Annotated in this window: 17 protein-coding genes and 4 pseudogenes; 14 read left to right on the top strand and 7 right to left on the bottom strand. The window is 69.8% G+C overall.

Going from position 1 to position 14,392, the window contains the following annotated elements:
• Positions 1–24: 24 nt before the first annotated feature.
• The 3 genes and pseudogenes from IO20_RS0131460 to IO20_RS39120 form a co-directional block, all read left to right on the top strand.
• The gene (locus IO20_RS0131460; RefSeq protein WP_030556021.1) at positions 25–1,068 is read left to right on the top strand and encodes a LacI family DNA-binding transcriptional regulator; all 1,044 of its coding nucleotides are present in this window, start codon (positions 25–27) and stop codon (positions 1,066–1,068) included.
• 318 nt (positions 1,069–1,386) lie between these two features.
• Positions 1,387–1,725, top strand: coding sequence for a DUF6188 family protein (locus tag IO20_RS0131455; RefSeq protein WP_031127757.1), 339 nt, complete (start codon positions 1,387–1,389; stop codon positions 1,723–1,725).
• A 19-nt stretch (positions 1,726–1,744) separates the two neighbouring features.
• A pseudogene (locus tag IO20_RS39120) lies at positions 1,745–2,119 on the top strand (IS110 family transposase); the annotation flags it as partial.
• 179 nt (positions 2,120–2,298) lie between these two features.
• Here IO20_RS39120 and IO20_RS42455 read toward each other — a convergent pair.
• Positions 2,299–2,625, bottom strand: coding sequence for an ankyrin repeat domain-containing protein (locus tag IO20_RS42455; RefSeq protein WP_369405428.1), 327 nt, complete (start codon positions 2,623–2,625; stop codon positions 2,299–2,301).
• A gap of 106 nt (positions 2,626–2,731) precedes the next feature.
• Between IO20_RS42455 and IO20_RS0131445 the strand changes: the two genes are divergently transcribed.
• A complete protein-coding gene (locus IO20_RS0131445) occupies positions 2,732–3,547 on the top strand; it encodes a hypothetical protein (protein WP_211270453.1) in 816 nt (271 codons plus the stop codon).
• A gap of 62 nt (positions 3,548–3,609) precedes the next feature.
• On the opposite strand, the gene IO20_RS37055 is transcribed toward IO20_RS0131445, so the two are convergent.
• The 4 genes and pseudogenes from IO20_RS37055 to IO20_RS0131430 all read right to left on the bottom strand — a co-directional run bounded on the left by IO20_RS37055 (position 3,610) and on the right by IO20_RS0131430 (position 5,257).
• Positions 3,610–3,858: a hypothetical protein gene (locus IO20_RS37055; RefSeq protein ID WP_051874959.1), complete on the bottom strand. Its 249-nt coding sequence runs from the start codon at positions 3,856–3,858 to the stop codon at positions 3,610–3,612.
• 23 nt (positions 3,859–3,881) lie between these two features.
• Positions 3,882–4,010, bottom strand: a pseudogene (locus IO20_RS41740) (IS110 family transposase); the annotation flags it as partial.
• A gap of 225 nt (positions 4,011–4,235) precedes the next feature.
• Positions 4,236–4,613: a hypothetical protein gene (locus tag IO20_RS0131435; RefSeq protein WP_030556034.1), complete on the bottom strand. Its 378-nt coding sequence runs from the start codon at positions 4,611–4,613 to the stop codon at positions 4,236–4,238.
• 311 nt (positions 4,614–4,924) lie between these two features.
• Entirely contained in the window at positions 4,925–5,257 is a 333-nt protein-coding gene (locus IO20_RS0131430) for an SCO4225 family membrane protein (protein WP_030556035.1), read from the bottom strand.
• Between the two features lie 411 nt (positions 5,258–5,668).
• Here IO20_RS0131430 and IO20_RS42450 point away from each other — a divergent pair.
• The 3 genes and pseudogenes from IO20_RS42450 to IO20_RS41735 form a co-directional block, all read left to right on the top strand.
• Positions 5,669–5,838 (top strand): annotated as a pseudogene (locus tag IO20_RS42450) (telomere-protecting terminal protein Tpg); the annotation flags it as partial.
• Positions 5,839–6,190: 352 nt separating this feature from the next.
• The gene (locus IO20_RS0131425) at positions 6,191–6,817 is read left to right on the top strand and encodes a hypothetical protein (protein WP_030556037.1); all 627 of its coding nucleotides are present in this window, start codon (positions 6,191–6,193) and stop codon (positions 6,815–6,817) included.
• Positions 6,818–7,261: 444 nt separating this feature from the next.
• Positions 7,262–7,510, top strand: coding sequence for an amidohydrolase family protein (locus tag IO20_RS41735; protein ID WP_030556039.1), 249 nt, complete (start codon positions 7,262–7,264; stop codon positions 7,508–7,510).
• A 371-nt stretch (positions 7,511–7,881) separates the two neighbouring features.
• Here the strand turns inward: IO20_RS41735 and IO20_RS0131415 are convergent, their stop codons facing one another.
• A complete protein-coding gene (locus tag IO20_RS0131415) occupies positions 7,882–9,159 on the bottom strand; it encodes an MFS transporter (RefSeq protein ID WP_211270452.1) in 1,278 nt (425 codons plus the stop codon).
• 306 nt (positions 9,160–9,465) lie between these two features.
• Here IO20_RS0131415 and IO20_RS0131410 point away from each other — a divergent pair, with 306 nt between their 5' ends.
• From IO20_RS0131410 to IO20_RS42445, 6 genes are all read left to right on the top strand, one after another.
• Positions 9,466–9,789 carry a rhodanese-like domain-containing protein gene (locus IO20_RS0131410; RefSeq protein ID WP_030556042.1) on the top strand — a complete coding sequence of 108 codons (324 nt, stop codon included), beginning with the start codon at positions 9,466–9,468 and terminating at the stop codon, positions 9,787–9,789.
• Between the two features lie 108 nt (positions 9,790–9,897).
• Entirely contained in the window at positions 9,898–11,286 is a 1,389-nt protein-coding gene (locus IO20_RS0131405; protein WP_030556044.1) for an MBL fold metallo-hydrolase, read from the top strand.
• 104 nt (positions 11,287–11,390) lie between these two features.
• The gene (locus IO20_RS0131400; protein WP_030556045.1) at positions 11,391–11,975 is read left to right on the top strand and encodes a rhodanese-like domain-containing protein; all 585 of its coding nucleotides are present in this window, start codon (positions 11,391–11,393) and stop codon (positions 11,973–11,975) included.
• Positions 11,972–12,895 (top strand): sulfite exporter TauE/SafE family protein, encoded by a 924-nt coding sequence (locus tag IO20_RS0131395; protein ID WP_078946254.1) that lies wholly within the window; start codon positions 11,972–11,974, stop codon positions 12,893–12,895. Before IO20_RS0131400 ends, IO20_RS0131395 begins: the two co-directional genes overlap by 4 nt.
• Positions 12,896–12,941: 46 nt before the next feature.
• Positions 12,942–13,205 (top strand): metal-sensitive transcriptional regulator, encoded by a 264-nt coding sequence (locus tag IO20_RS0131390; RefSeq protein WP_030556049.1) that lies wholly within the window; start codon positions 12,942–12,944, stop codon positions 13,203–13,205.
• Between the two features lie 119 nt (positions 13,206–13,324).
• Positions 13,325–13,471 carry a cold-shock protein gene (locus IO20_RS42445; RefSeq protein ID WP_397793283.1) on the top strand — a complete coding sequence of 49 codons (147 nt, stop codon included), beginning with the start codon at positions 13,325–13,327 and terminating at the stop codon, positions 13,469–13,471.
• A 147-nt stretch (positions 13,472–13,618) separates the two neighbouring features.
• Here the strand turns inward: IO20_RS42445 and IO20_RS0131380 are convergent, their stop codons facing one another.
• Positions 13,619–13,852: a tectonin domain-containing protein gene (locus IO20_RS0131380; protein ID WP_030556053.1), complete on the bottom strand. Its 234-nt coding sequence runs from the start codon at positions 13,850–13,852 to the stop codon at positions 13,619–13,621.
• A 95-nt stretch (positions 13,853–13,947) separates the two neighbouring features.
• On the opposite strand from IO20_RS0131380, the pseudogene IO20_RS41730 reads away from it, so the two are divergent.
• Positions 13,948–14,115: pseudogene (locus IO20_RS41730) on the top strand (IS630 family transposase); the annotation flags it as partial.
• Positions 14,116–14,392 lie beyond the last annotated feature (277 nt).

The following is a 14,392-nucleotide window of genomic DNA, read 5'->3' as shown; positions in this document are numbered from 1 at the left end:
ACGAACGCACAGGAACGGTGGTACATGGCCGCGAACCGTCGCCCCACACTGGCCGATGTCGCCAAGGAAGTGGGCGTCAGCGCCAAGACGGTGTCCCGGGTCCTCAACGAGGACGGGCCGAGTTCTCCGCAGACCCGCGAGCGCGTGCTCGCCGCGGTCGCGAAGCTCGGCTTCCAGCCGAACCTGATGGCCCGCAACATCCGCGTCGGAGGTCCCGACAGCACGGTCGGCCTGGTCGTACCGGACCTGGGCAACCCCTTCTTCGGAACCGTCGCCAGCGGCATAGAAGACATCGTGCGCAGTCGCGGCCTCACTCTGCTCATGGGTTCGTCGGCCGAAGACCCGGACCGCGAGACGGCGTTGATCCAGACGTTCCTCGCCCGGCGCGTCAGCATGCTGATGGTCGTCCCCGCGTTCGGAGCCGAACACAGTCACCTCAAGGCACCGCGCGCGGCAGGGCTGCCGGTGGTCTTCCTCGACCGGCCGGGCGTCGGACTGTCCGCCGATTGCGTGGTCAGCTCCAACCGGACCGGCGTCCACGAGGGCGTCTCCCACCTCATCGCCCGCGGCCACAGCCGGATCGGCTTCATCGGAGACCTTCCCGCCAAGCTCTACACCCGGCGTGAACGGCTCGCCGGCTACCGCTCGGCGCTCGCCGAGGCCGGACTGCCCTACGACCGAACCCTGGTGTCCGGCGCCCACAGCCAGGATGGGGCCGCCTCCGAGACCACAGCACTGTTGAGCCTGCCGAATCCGCCCACCGCCATCTTCGCCGGAAACAACATGATGGCCCTCGGCGTCATCGCACAACTCGCCCGTGCACGCCGCAAAGACATCGCCCTGATCACCTTCGACGACCTCCCACTCGCCGAGACCCTCGAACCGGCACTGACCGTTGTCACCCAAGACCCCGCGACCATCGGTGAGACAGCGGCCAAGACCGCTCTCACCCGCCTGGACGGCGACCACAGCCGCGTCCGGACCATCATGGTCCCCACCCGTCTGGTGATCCGCGGCTCCAGTGAACTGCCCCCGCACGCTGTCAAGCCCACAGCAGCCATGAACTGAGCACCACAACCCTGACACCCCGGGCGCCCGCGTATCCCAGCTCGATGCCATCCCAGTAGAGGACGCCATCCCGGCTCGCCGATTCGCAGTCCGCTGTCTTCGTTCACCCGAACGGTAAAAGCAAGCCCGCCTGGTGAAATGCAGCCATGAGGCGGGGCCATCGTCCACATCCGTCGAGCTGGGGCCCGCAGCAAACCCGCGGGCCAACGATGCCGTCGCGTCTGTTGCGGCCGACACACTCGGTACGCGGCGGCGCGCAACCGATCGCGATATGCCATGGCCGTGGGACTGAACCGCGCGCCATGGCCGTGAGACAACGTGAAGTCGCTGTTCAGAAGCTCGGCCTGTGCCATGGACCGCGAGATCCTGTGCTCGGGGGCGGAACTTGTGGCGGACGAGCGGGCATACGGGCTTTCGGCGTGGCCGCAGACGAACCTCGGCAAGGCGACTGAGCTGTTGCGTCAAGCCGTTGCCGAGGTCAGCGTTTCCGATCAGGGAGCACTCCGGGTCCTGTTCGCGGGCGGTTGGCGCTTGCTGGTGCCGATCAGTGACGAGCGGTCAGCATGGACAGTGACGGTCCGCGACCATGGAGTTCTCACTGTCAAGCCCGGCGGCGGGGTGGCAGTAAGCGATCCCAGCTCCAAGATCAGTTCGTAGTCCGGCGTCGTTCGATGACCTGGGCTTCGAGCTGGGCCAGACGTTCGACAAGCGCCTACCCGACGCCGAACCCGAGCTGTTCGCCCAGCTGCAGGCCAAGCACGGGACAGTGCTGGTCGTGGTGGATCAGCCGGCCTCGATTGGGGCCTTGCCGCTGGCAGTCGCGAGGGACATGGGCTGCCCCGTCTCCTACCTGCCGGGGCTGACGATGCGGCGGATCGCCGACCTCTACCCCGGCGAGGCGAAGACCGATGCGAAGGACGCGTTCATCATCGCCGACGCGGCCCGCGCGATGCCGCACACGCTGCGGGCGATCGCTGGCGAGGACGAGACGATTGCCGAGCTGGAGATGATCGTCGGCTTCGACGACGATCTGGCCGGCGAGGCCACGCGGCTCTGGGCGATCCGGCATCGCGGGCCTACTACGACAAGAAGATCGCCCAGGGTAAACACCACACCCAGGCCCTGCTCTGCCTCGCCAGGCACCGGGCCGACGTCCGTTTCGCCATGCTCCGCGACGGAACCTTCTACGAACCCCCGCCCGCAAAGGCAGCCTGACCTGCAGAAATTGCACTACGGGGAAGGAAGCTCTCCGAGCTGCTCCGCGACATCTGAACCGATACGCCAGCCGGCAAGACGCCGGGGGCTCACACCATGAAGGTTGTCCCTGTCCGGATCGGCACCGGCTTTGACCAGCAGCGACAACACCGCACCATCGCCTCGATACGTGAACACGGCCAGCCACAAAGGCGTATTGCCCTGCCCGTCGGGCGTGTTCACCTCCACACCTACCGCCAGGAGAGAGCCGACAGCTGCGGCATCCTGCTCATCCGCCGCGACGTGCAGCTGCGTCCACCCCTGTCGGCCCTCACGACCCAAGCCCTGATCCTCACCCGTCATGCTGCCGGTAACCGTTTCGCCCACCACTGAGATCGCCGCCGTGGCCCCTGCCCGGGGCGGACACCGGCCCACAGGGGGCCAGTACGCATGTGCCAGGATGACGCCGGTGTCGATACTGATACTGAAGCTGCTCCTGGCCCCCGCCCTCGTGGTCGCCTCCTCGCTGGCCGGACGACGCTGGGGGCCGACCGTGGCGGGCACCCTGGTCACACTGCCGATCGTGGCAGGACCGATCCTCCTCATCACCGGCCTGGAACACGGCCCGGAATTCGCCGCGCGGGCCGCCGGCGCCTCGCTGCTCGGACTCGTCTCCCTCGCCCTGTTCACCGTCGTCTTCGCCGCGCTGTCGCGCATGCCGCGGACCGGCCACTGGGCGGTCACCCTCGTACTGGCCTGGGCGGTGTGCCTGGTCGCCGACCTCGCACTCGCCCCACTGTCCGTGCCGCCGGTCGGCGCCCTGTGCCTGTCACTCGCCGCGACGGCCTGCGGCACCTGGGCCCTGACCCGCACCGCACCGGCCGACGCGCCGATCCGGCCCTCCGCCCCGCTCCCGTGGTGGGACCTCCCGGCCCGCGCCGCGGCGACAGCCGCCCTGGTCACGGCGCTCACCACGGCGGCCGCACAGCTCGGCCCCGACCTGACGGGCGTGCTCGCTCCCTTCCCCATCGGCACGAGCGTCGTCGCCACCTTCGCGCTCGCCCAGGGCGGAACGGCCGCCGCCGCGGCCACCCTGCGCGGCATCCTCCGGGGCCTGTGGGGTTTCGCCGCCTTCTGCTTCCTCGCCGCGGTCCTGATCGAACCCCTGGGCACCGGCCCGGCCTTCGCCGTGGCCCTCGCTGGCACGCTCACCCTGCAACCGGCCCTCGGCCGCCTCCAGACCGCTCTCGCCGCGCGCCGCGCGCCCGACGACGCGAGGGCCTGAACCGGCCTGAACCGGCGGGCCCGGCCTGAACCGGCCGGGTCCGCACACCGGTTCCGACGTCCCTACACCGCCGTCAGTCGCAGGCTGTCGGCCGTCCCCCGCGGCAGCGGCAGGTCCTTCGGGCGGCGCGGGACCAGGAGGAAGAGCCCGTAGGCGGATTCGTCGGAGCCCAGTTCGAAGCGGTTGGCCACCTTGCCGAGCGGGTTCCACGCCCGTCCGTCGGGCGTACGGACGCCGACGGGCAGCCGGAGCAGTTCGGACGTCATGCCGTCGAAGTCGACCCAGCGGAATCGCGCCTGCCGGACGAGCACTTCGCCGACGTAGGCACCCAGCTCCTGCAGGACGTGAGGAGCCGCAGGTCGAGGGCGATGTCGTCGCCGGGGCGGAGCATGCTCACGTCGCGGCGGATGCGGGCCTGGTCAGCGATGATGAAGGCGTCGCGGGCGTCGGTGTCCCCAGCCCCGTACGGATGTAAAGGGACAGTTGCTGATGCGGTGAGACCTGCTGCTCGGCACTCTGCTCCCGACGCCGAACGCCCCCAGTCAGCTGGGTCGCGTCGACTTCTGGACGTCGTCCTGCTGGCGGAGGTTGCGCGGATCTGCCCGGGGGCCCTTCTGGACCGGGAGTCGGCGTTCGGCCGCGGGAACAAGCTGCCGACGGGATCAACCGCGCGGAATCTGCGGGCCTGTCACCAGATGAGGATTCCGCCTCCCACCGCGCTCGCTCGCCTGGCGGCGTCCTCGATGATGGCCAATCGCGCGGAGATCGCGCCCCTGTGCTCCTCGACTGATCGCACAGGTTCCGTCTCCGCGACGATCCTCGCCAGGTTTTCGCGGAGCAGGAGGCACTCACGCAGGAACGCCGGGACCTGCGCGGGCTCGACCTGAAGGTCCGCTTCCACCAGGGCCGGCAAGAAGACGGCTCCGAGCGAGCGCACCACTTCCGACCCCCATACACGATTGCGCCAGCTCTCGAAGCCTGCGGAGTCCGAGTCCCCGTCCGGAACGTCCTGCACCTGCCTCTTACCGTCCGCACCAACCACAAAGACATCCACTGACAAGCTCATGAGCGCAGTGGATCACAACCTCAACCAGCCGATCCAAGGGGCGGCTGCGTAGTACCTCGCCCTGCGGCACGCACTGCGCAACCCCGCCGACCCCGCGCGGCGCTACGCCAGAGGCCTGGACCCAAGGTCTACGCCCACACGTCCTTGCCACCCCCGGCACCCTGGAGCTGATCGGCCGGACCGCCGTCCAGCTGCGCGCCTGGCCGAGGAGGTGCCCGTGGGCAGGCTGTCCCATCTCACGGTCGTCGTCCAGGTGGCAGGCACTGTTACCCGCGTGGAGGATGACGCTTTGTGGAGTCGGGGGAGGGTTTTCACGTGGTGGTGCGGGCCTGCTGTGCCGGGTTTCCCCGGAGCCCCCGGTAGGCGAGGCCGAGGAGGAAGGAGTGGAACAGCGCGGAAAGGGTCAGCGCCGCGAGGAAGTACCCGCTTGCCAGGCCCGAGTCGCCGTTCGCGAAGTCGGGGAGGAGCAGGAGCATGCTGGTGGGCGCAGTGATCAGGAGGATCCAGACGGCCGCGAAGCTGCTGTCTGCGGTCGCTGAGGCGAACACCATGGGGAGTGCCGCCGCGGCCACCAGGCCGAGGTAGACCAGCGAGGGGTTGGCGAACGTGAGCCGGACGAGTGTGCGGGGGCGGCTGTCTCGCATGATTGGTTCCTCCTGGGTGGATCGGTGCCGCCGTGTCGACGGCGGTTCCATCGTGCGGCGGAGCGGCCCTGGGCGCCTGAGTAGCGCTACTCAAACCGTTGTGAGAGCCAGCGGTGCGGGCCGCGTAGCTGATGCGGCTCCGGACGCCGTGAGGGCGGCGACGGTGGTCGGGGTGCACTCCGGTCGGCGTCGGTGGCGCACCGCCCCTGGGGCTCGCGTGGAGGGCTTCTCCCTGGCCGGGCCCCTGCCGTGGCCTGGGCGGGTCCCGTTGTTGTGGGTGCTGTCCTGCCGACCCCCGGTCCGGCGGCCGAGGTCGCCGCCCCGATCACCAGCCATGCGACCGGCAGCGCCGGCCAGGACAGCGTGCCCGTGCCGAGCCCGGCCGTGAGGAGGCCGAGCGTGGCGGTCATGAGGGAGGCGGCGGCCACCGGCGGCATCACCGTCGAGACGCGCCCGGTTCGGCTGCATCGCACCGGTGGGTACCACCGACGACGGGCGGTTCCGCCGCCTCACCTGCACCTGCCCCGGCGTACGCGCAGCGGCTCTTCACCCCCCACGACGCTGGCGCCCGCGAACTGCGCGGGATCACGGTCCGGGCCGGTGGGCGCTGCGAACCACCACGGCCCGGTCGCTCACGCGAGCACCAGGCCGTCGCCGCCTTCGTTCGTAGACAGCAGTGCCTCCGCACAGTTCGGGCTTCGGACGGCCGGGGGAGGGCGCAGGGCAAGGCCCGCCGCGGGTACGAGATCCGCGTCAGCGCTCTCGTGGCCGGCATCCAGCAGTGAGTAGCCAGAGCCAGCCCTCTTGAATCATCCCGTGACGGGTTTCTGACGTACCGGGGCCATGCCCTGCGGGGTTCAAGGAAACCGATCGCAAGGGCACTGGCGACAGATTTTCCTGTCGCATCACTCATCCGACAGGTAGGCTTGTCGCATGAGTGATGTGGCTGGGATCCCGACTCCCGACAAGAACGACGAGAACTTCTGGACCACCGTCACGACCCTGGTGGAGCCCCCGTGGAGCGAGCCCACCACGGACGACGCGTTCACCATGGACGAGAGAGTCCACGACGCTGTCCGCGCCCTGGCTGAGCGGGTCTCGACCCGGGCGCTGGCCTACCGCGCCGCCGGCAAGCCCCTCGACCCCGTGCTCATGGCAGCGCCCGATGTGCAGCTGGCACTTCTGCGGGCTCTGTACGAAGCCAAGCAGTCCGTCGACCGACTGGCGGAGAGCGCCGCCACCGTCGCCGGCCGCAGCGGAGCGAACTACGCCCAGCTCGGCGCCGCCTGGGGGGGCATCAAGCGTCAGTCCGCCCGTCTGAAGTGGCCCCACGCCGTAGTCAAGAAATCCACCAGCGAGTCCATTCCGCTCCACTACGCAGGTGGTACGGCCGTCGTGCACCACGATGCCGACGCCGACGCCTGGTGGTACACCGCCACCGCCGCAGACCAGCGGGACAAGGAGTCCGAACCCGTCCACAGCACCTACGCCGAGGCCATCGCGGGAGCGACCGAGTTCCTCCTCGCGCACGCCCTGCCCGGCCGCCAGTCGCCCGCGTGACCCAACGACCCTGCCGCAGACGCCGGGATGGTGGAACCTCCACCCGGCCTCAGCGGCATGACGCCCGGTGGGTTGGCGCGTGGAATTCGATCATGTGCCCACGGGTGTCCGGGCGGTGACGGGCGTGCGCGGGTGGTCGTTGGAGCAGGCCGGACAGCCGAGCACACGGCGGCGGCGCCCCGGTCGTCATGGTCCGGGGCGCCATGGTGTGTGGCTCGGCTGCCGTATCCCCCCGGGGCCCCCTATGTCTTTGGTCAAGGTGGTCGGGTGGCAGTGTGGCGTTCGTACATGCGAAGGCCGTGCACTGGCACTGGGTCGCCCAGGAGTCCGTGGCCCGTTCCGTGGCAGCCGGAATCCGTGTCGCGATGGGAACCGATGCGGGCCTGATCGCCCCCCCACGGGCAGAATCTCAGGGAGCTGGGACTCCTCGTCCGCATCGGCGGCATGACGCCGCTCCAGGCCATCCGAGCGGCCACCTCCGACGCCGCCGATCTGTGCGGCGTGGGTGACACCACCGGCAGCCTGGTCGCCGGCAAAGCCGCCGACCTCGTCATCTGCGGCACGAACCCGCTGGACGACATCGACGCCCTCGCCGACCCCGCCCATGTGCACGCCGTGCTCAAGGACGGACGCATCGCCATCGATCGGGCCGGCGTTCTCGCTTCCGCGAGCCTGCCCGACCTGGTCCCGTAGAGGCTAGGACCGGACGAAGGGCCAAGGCCGTCAAACGTCGTCTTCCTGGACAGGCGGATTCCTGGGGGCATGGGCGCGTGCCAGACCCCCAGGAATCCATCAAGGCGCACCTCTGGTCGCTCAGAGTGCCGACTGCCGCGGCGCCGCAGCTCCCATGCCATGACCGCAGACCTGACAGTCATGAGAAAGAGAGTGACGAGGCCGAGCGACCGCATGCGGGCGGTACCGGCCTTCGCCAGTTCATCTCCGCAACCACAGGGCGGGTTGGGCGGATACGTCGGCAGTGCATCCGATGCCGAGCGCCCATCCTCGACCCCAGACGGCTGAGGTCGAGGACCGACCGTACCCCTGTATCGGCTGGGCGCGGGCCGTCAGTGCTTTGTGGTGTCGGTGATCCAGCGGGCGGCGAGGAGCCCTGAGGCGGCGGTGAGGGCGGCGGCTGCGATGACGGTGGCGTTCAGGCCGAGGAGATCAGCGAGGATGCCGGCGATGAGGGCTCCTGCGGCGTAGCCGATGTCGCGCCAGAAGCGGTAGGTGCCCAGGGCGTTGGCGCGCCACGCAGGGTGGGCGTGGTCGGAGACGGAGGCGATGAGGGCGGGGTAGACCATGGCGGTGCCGAGTCCGAGGGCGATGGCGGACAGGATGCCCGCCAGGAGGGGGTGGTTCAGCAGGGTGAGGGCGAGGACGAGCCCGGTGGCTTGGACGAGCATGCCGGTGACGATGAGGGCTTTGCGGCCGATGCGGTCGGCGAGGAGTCCGCTGGGTATCTGGCCGATGCCCCACAAGATGGGGTAGAGGCCTTTGATGAGGCCGACGGCGGCCAACCCCAGGCCGTGGTCGGTGAACAGCAGAGGGAAGACGCCCCAGGTCAGACCGTCGTTGAGGTTGTTGACCAGTCCGGCTTGGCTGGCGCCGCGCAGGGAACGGTTGTGCCAGGAGGTGCGGGCGAACGTGGCGGTCAGTCCCGTGCGCTCGCCGCTGGGCAGGGGCTTGGTGTGCTGGGCGAGTTCGAGGGCTACGTGTGCGGCGGTGTCTCGTACGGCGAGGGTCAGGGCGAGGCCGGCGGCGACGAAGACGACGCCGATGAGTTCCGGGGCGGGGCGTAGGCCGTAGGAGGTGGCGAGGTAGCCGGTGAGCAGGGCGGTGACACCGACAGCGGTGTAGCCGGCGGCCTCGTTCAGCCCGGTGGCCAGGCCTCTGCGGGTGGGGCCGACAAGGTCGATCTTCATGTTGACGGTCATCGACCAGGTCAGCCCCTGGTTGAGGCCGAGCAGGACGTTCGCGGCGACGATCCATCCCCAGGACGGTGCCCAGGCGAGGGCGAAGGGTACGGGGATTCCGATCAACCAGCCGGCGACGAGGAGCTGCTTGCGGCGGAAGCGGGCCGTCAGCGTTCCGGCTGCGAGGTTTGTGAGGGCTTTGGTGAGGCCGAAGGCGATGATGAAGGAGAAGACGGCCAGGTCGCTCGTCAGGCCGAAGGTGTCGGTGCCGATCAGTGGCACGGTGGTTCGTTCCAGGCCGACCAGGCCGCCCACGGCGACGTTGACGAGAACGAGCAGGGAGAACTGAAGCCAGTTCTCCCGCAGGCCGAGCCGGACAGGACGTGCCGCGGCGTCGGTCGGCATGGTGGCCGTAGGCGTGGTGTTCACGGGCGGATGTCCTTCGTGCCTTGACGAGGTGGGGAAGGCACCGGCCAAGCACGGAGGGGCTGGCGAGGTGGACCGGCCGCAGACCTGCGCAAGGCCTTCCTTCTTCTGTGCGGTATCGGCCTTGAGCGACTCCGGCAACCTCATACCTGCACTTCACAATACCCCCACCCGTATCTTGCTTCGAGCGGCCCTGCTCTGATGCCTCTGCGATTCAGGATACCCAGGGGGGTATTTGACTTCGCCGTGAGGCTGGCTTACCGTCGAGTACGTAAATACCTAGGGGGGTATTGAACAAGGGGTACCTCGATGCGTGAAGTAGGCGTGGACGCCTTCGCGGCCGATCTCGTCGACGGCGCGTTCGTCATCGACGTCCGTGAATCCGACGAATACACAGCCGGCCATGTACCGGGAGCGCTCAGCACTCCGCTGTCAGCGCTTGGAGCCGTACTTGGCGAGCTGCCAGGGGACCGTCCGGTCTACGTGATCTGCGCGAGCGGCAACCGGAGCGCGTGGGCCGCCGAACACCTCGCGGCTCTCGGTGTGGATGCCGTGTCCGTCGCGGGCGGCACCGCGAGCTGGGCCGGCACCGGCCGACCGCTCGTACGCGGCAGGGCCGCTCACGCCACCTGAACCCCGCCCCCGAAGGCGCCGGATCCGCCATGACGGGCGGGCAACCGCCCCACAGCTCAGCACTCTCGCACCCACTTCGGGGTGCGCGTTCCTCATGAAGGGATTGCCGTGTTCTTCACCCAGTACTACCTCGACTGCCTCTCCCAGGCGTCGTACATGATCGCCGACGAGAACACCGGCCAAGCGGTGGTCGTGGATCCTCGGCGGGACGTCTCCGAGTACCTGGCCGACGCCGCCGCGCACGGCCTGACGGTGGTCGGCGTGATCAACACCCACTTCCACGCAGACTTCGTCGCCGGACACCTGGAGATGGCGGACGAGACCGGCGCGTGGATCGGCTACGGCCGCCGGGCCGAGACCGAGTACCCCATCCGCCTGCTCGCCGAGAACGAGCGGATCCTCCTCGGTGACGTCACCCTGCAGATCATGGAGACCCCCGGGCACACGCCCGAGTCGATCAGCGTCCTCGTCTACGAACATGCCGACGACACCGTCCCGTACGGCGTCCTCACCGGTGACGCGCTGTTCATCGGCGATGTCGGCCGCCCCGACCTGCTCGCCTCCGTCGGCGTCACCGCCGAGGAGCTCGGCGTCATGCTCCACGACAGCGTCCAGAACAAGCTGATGGGCCTCCCCGACGCCGTCCGCGTCTTCCCCGCGCACGGCGCAGGGTCGGCATGCGGCAAGAACCTGTCGACCGAGAAGCAGTCCACCATCGGAGAGCAGCGCGCGACCAACTACGCCTGCGCGCCCATGGACCGAGAGGAGTTCGTCGCGCTCGTCACCGCCGGCCAGGCGGCCGCGCCCGGCTACTTCGCCTACGACGCCGAGCTGAACCGCAAGGACCGCGCCCGCTACGACGCCTCGGCGGCCCCCCGGCCGCTGACGCTCGCAGAGTTCACCGAGCTGCGCACCGCAGGAGCGGTCGTCGTGGACGCCCGCGATCCGCAGGAGTTCGCCGCCGGACACCTGCGCGGCGCGGTGAACATCCCCGCCGACGGACGGTTCGCCGAGCAGGCCGGCACCGTGCTCGACCCGGCCGGCGAACTGCTCGTCATGGCGCCGCAGAACCGGGAGGAGGAGGTCGTCACCCGCCTCGCCCGGATCGGCTTCGACCATGCCGCGGGATACCTGCGCAACCCCGAGGACGCCCTGGAGGCGCTGGCCGCCGACGTCACTCCGGCGAGCCGTGTGACCGCCGCGCACCTGCGTACCGTCCTCGCCGGGGACAACCCTCCCGTCGTCGTGGACGTCCGCACCTGCGGCGAGCGCGAGGCGAACGGCTTCATCGAGACCGCCCTGCACATCCCGCTGAGCGAACTGCCCGCACGCAGCGGCGAGCTGCCCGCCGACCAGCCCCTCGTCCTGCACTGCGCCGGCGGGCACCGCTCCTCCATCGCGGCGAGCCTCCTGCGCCACCGCGGCTTCACCGACATCTCCGACATCCTCGGCGGATACGCCGCCTGGGCCCTGTCGGCCGAGCCCGCGAACGCCTGAGCGACGCAGCCCCGACCACCTCCAGGGGCCCGCAACCCACCCGGACCCCACCAGCTCCCACATATACCCCCCGGGGTATATGTGCGGTCACTCGAAGGAACCTCATGAGCACCACCCCTGCGCCCGCCTCCTCCCTCGCCCCCACCGTCCTGCACCGGCTCGTCCAGGAAGGAAGGGCTCCCCGCCTGCTCGACGTCCGAACGCCCGGCGAGTTCCGTACCGCGCACATCCCCGGCTCGTACAACGTCCCCCTGGACACCCTGCGTGAGCACCGGGCCGAGCTCCTGACCCACCTGGACGAGGACGTCGTGCTGGTGTGCCGCTCCGGGCAGCGCGCCGCGCAGGCCGAGAAGGCCCTGGCCGACGCAGGACTGCCCAACCTCCGCGTCCTGGAGGGCGGCATCGTCGCCTGGGAGACCGCCGACGCACCCCTCAACCGTGGCCCCGAGCGGTGGGACATGGAGCGCCAGGTACGGCTCGTGGCAGGCTCGCTCGTCCTTGCCACCGGCCTCGTCGGAATCTTCGTCCCCGGTGCGCACCTGATCGGCACAGCGATCGGCGCCGGCCTGACCTACGCCGCCGTCAGCAACTCGTGTGCCATGGGCGTCCTGCTGTCGAAACTGCCGTACAACCGCGGGCCGCGCACCGACATCCGCACGGTGATCACGGAGCTGCGGAGCACGCCGTGACCGCCCTGGTGGTGGCCGCCTCCCTGCTCGTCGGCGTCAGCCTCGGCATCCTCGGCGGCGGCGGCTCGATCCTGACCGTCCCGATCCTGGTCTACCTCGCCGGGCAGGGCACCAAGGAGGCCATCGCCACCTCACTGTTCGTGGTCGGCGTCACCAGCCTCGCCGCTCTGATCCCGCACGCACGGGCCAGGCGGGTGCGTTGGCGGACCGGACTGCTCTTCGGAGCCTTCAGCATGGTCGGCGCCTACGGCGGCGGCCGGCTCGCCGAATACATCCCAGGCACCGCTCTGCTCGTCGCCTTCGCGCTGATGATGCTGGCGACCGCGGTCGCGATGCTCCGCAAGCCCCGTGACGGCCGCAAGAAGGCGCGGCTCGCGCATGGTGATCTGCCCCTGAAGTACATCGCGGTGGAAGGTCTCGTGGTCGGTGCGGTGACAGGCCTGGTCGGTTCCGGCGGCGGATTCCTCGTCGTCCCCGCCCTGGTCATCCTCGGCGGGCTCCCGATGGGTGTCGCGGTCGGCACGTCGCTCCTCGTCATCGCGATGAAGTCCTTCGCCGGACTCGCCGGGCACCTGTCGGGCATCGAGATCGACTGGCGGCTCGCCCTGACCGTGACGGCCGCCGCGGTGGTCGGCAGCCTGGTCGGCGGACGGGTCGCGGGTCGCATCCCCCAGGACACGCTACGCAAGGCGTTCGGCTGGTTCGTCGTCGTCATGGGCGTCTTCGTCCTCGCGCAGCAGCTCGACACCGCCCTATGGGCCCACCCGGCCACCTGGGCGGGGCTCACGGTCGCCGTGGCCGCCGCGATCGCCGCCCGGCTGCGGCGGGCCCAACGCCCACCACGCCGACATGCGGCCGCCTCGGGTCTCAGGCACCCCACACCGGTGGAGGGGCACGAGCACATCCCAGCAAAGTCCTGATTTATACCCCTTGGGGTATTCTTGTCAGGGAGCGAAGGAGGATCTCGTGCAGGTGGACGAAGAATCGGTACGGCCCGTCCTGAACCGTCTGCGGCGGGCGCAGGGACAGCTGGCCGCAGTGATCACGATGGTCGAGTCCGGCCGCGACTGCAAGGACGTCGTGACCCAGCTGGCCGCTGTGTCCCGGGCCCTGGACCGGGCCGGGTTCAAGATCGTGGCGAGCGGAATGCGTCAGTGCCTCGCCGAAGGCTCCGACGCCCCTCCCATGACGCAGGAAGAGCTGGAAAAACTCTTCCTCGCCCTCGCCTGACCTCGTCTGTCCGGCCGGTACATCCCCGACGTGCCGGCCGGACAGAGTTGTTGCCGGCCTTGGGGTATAGCGGTCAACGCTCGACGGAGGTCCTGCTGCAGACCGGCGACCTCGCGCCGATGGGTCTGTCAGTCGAGCTAACCCCACACCCCCTCAATACCGCGACCGCGGCGTGCGGCGGCCGCCGTTTCGAGGGCCAGAAGGTGACGTTCGACGTCACCCAGGGTCAGAAGGGCCCCCAGGCGGAGAACGCCAGCCTCGCCTGAGTTCACACGGCGAGGACCGGGGCAGACGCACCGCCTCGGTCCTCGCTGTTCCATTGCCGGGAATCGGGGCTTCAGCTGTCCGGGCTGGGGGAGCAGTAGCCAGGAACGCCCCGCCGTCATCGGGCGGCGGGGCGCAGGCTTACTCGGTTAGGGCTGGTCGCCGGTGTAGCGGTAGATCTCGGCGTTGGCGTTGACGCCCCAGACGGTGCCGTCGGCCGCTGCGCTGATGTCGGTGAGGCCGCCGGGGACGTTGTGCCAGAGGGTGGCGTCGTCGTTGGTGAACCGGTAGATCCTCGCGTCCGCGTTCACGCCCCACACGTTGGACCGCGACCCCGCCGAGATCCCCGTCAGACCGCCCGCGATCTTCTTCCAATGAGCCATGTCGACCTCGGCCGGCGGGAACCGCGTTCCGGTGATCGCCCAGTTGGTCCAGGCCTGCCGCCACCACCGGCGACCTGGTCGTTCCCGCTGCAGGCGATCACCCCAACCACACCGTGCAGACCCGGGCCCTGCACGCCTACCTGCGCTGGCGCAACGCCAACCCACCACCGCGACGTCCTGGCCGCCGAACGCAAGGTACGCGCCCGCATCCGCGGCGAGGGGGCATCCGCTGGGGCGGACGCCCCCTCGCCGCCGCTGCCTGAACGACCCGGCGAACCTGCGCGGCCAAAGCCAGACGGCTTCTTTCGGACTGTCGTATCCAGTGGCCCGGCCACGCCATTGCCTGAGCGGGTCGACTCAGCGCTCGACGGTGCTCCGTTCCTGTAGGCCTCGCAGTCGAAGGCCGCCGGCCTGCCGCCACGGCTGCTGAGTCAAGGACGCTCATCAACCAACGATCGGATGATCCGCAGGAAAGGCTTCCGGACCCGCGGGCCCCCCAGAACAGCGTCACCGCCGCCGCCAGCAGGAGACCAGCCCCGG

Source organism: Streptomyces exfoliatus, assembly GCF_000725545.1.
Taxonomy (GTDB): domain Bacteria; phylum Actinomycetota; class Actinomycetes; order Streptomycetales; family Streptomycetaceae; genus Streptomyces; species Streptomyces exfoliatus.
The sequence above is the reverse complement of the archived record's forward strand: the minus strand, read 5'-3'. Positions and strand labels throughout refer to the sequence as shown.

Excerpts from the sequence above, each read along its gene's own strand:
- IO20_RS0131460 (WP_030556021.1), top strand. The coding sequence starts at position 25 with ATGGCCGCGAACCGTCGCCCCACACTGGCCGATGTCGCCAAGGAAGTG.
- IO20_RS42455 (WP_369405428.1), bottom strand. The coding sequence starts at position 2,625 with ATGACGGGTGAGGATCAGGGCTTGGGTCGTGAGGGCCGACAGGGGTGG.
- IO20_RS0131435 (WP_030556034.1), bottom strand. The coding sequence starts at position 4,613 with ATGAGCTTGTCAGTGGATGTCTTTGTGGTTGGTGCGGACGGTAAGAGG.
- IO20_RS0131430 (WP_030556035.1), bottom strand. The coding sequence starts at position 5,257 with ATGCGAGACAGCCGCCCCCGCACACTCGTCCGGCTCACGTTCGCCAAC.
- IO20_RS0131425 (WP_030556037.1), top strand. The coding sequence starts at position 6,191 with ATGAGTGATGTGGCTGGGATCCCGACTCCCGACAAGAACGACGAGAAC.
- IO20_RS41735 (WP_030556039.1), top strand. The coding sequence starts at position 7,262 with ATGACGCCGCTCCAGGCCATCCGAGCGGCCACCTCCGACGCCGCCGAT.
- IO20_RS0131410 (WP_030556042.1), top strand. The coding sequence starts at position 9,466 with ATGCGTGAAGTAGGCGTGGACGCCTTCGCGGCCGATCTCGTCGACGGC.
- IO20_RS0131400 (WP_030556045.1), top strand. The coding sequence starts at position 11,391 with ATGAGCACCACCCCTGCGCCCGCCTCCTCCCTCGCCCCCACCGTCCTG.
- IO20_RS42445 (WP_397793283.1), top strand. The coding sequence starts at position 13,325 with ATGGGTCTGTCAGTCGAGCTAACCCCACACCCCCTCAATACCGCGACC.
- IO20_RS0131380 (WP_030556053.1), bottom strand. The coding sequence starts at position 13,852 with ATGGCTCATTGGAAGAAGATCGCGGGCGGTCTGACGGGGATCTCGGCG.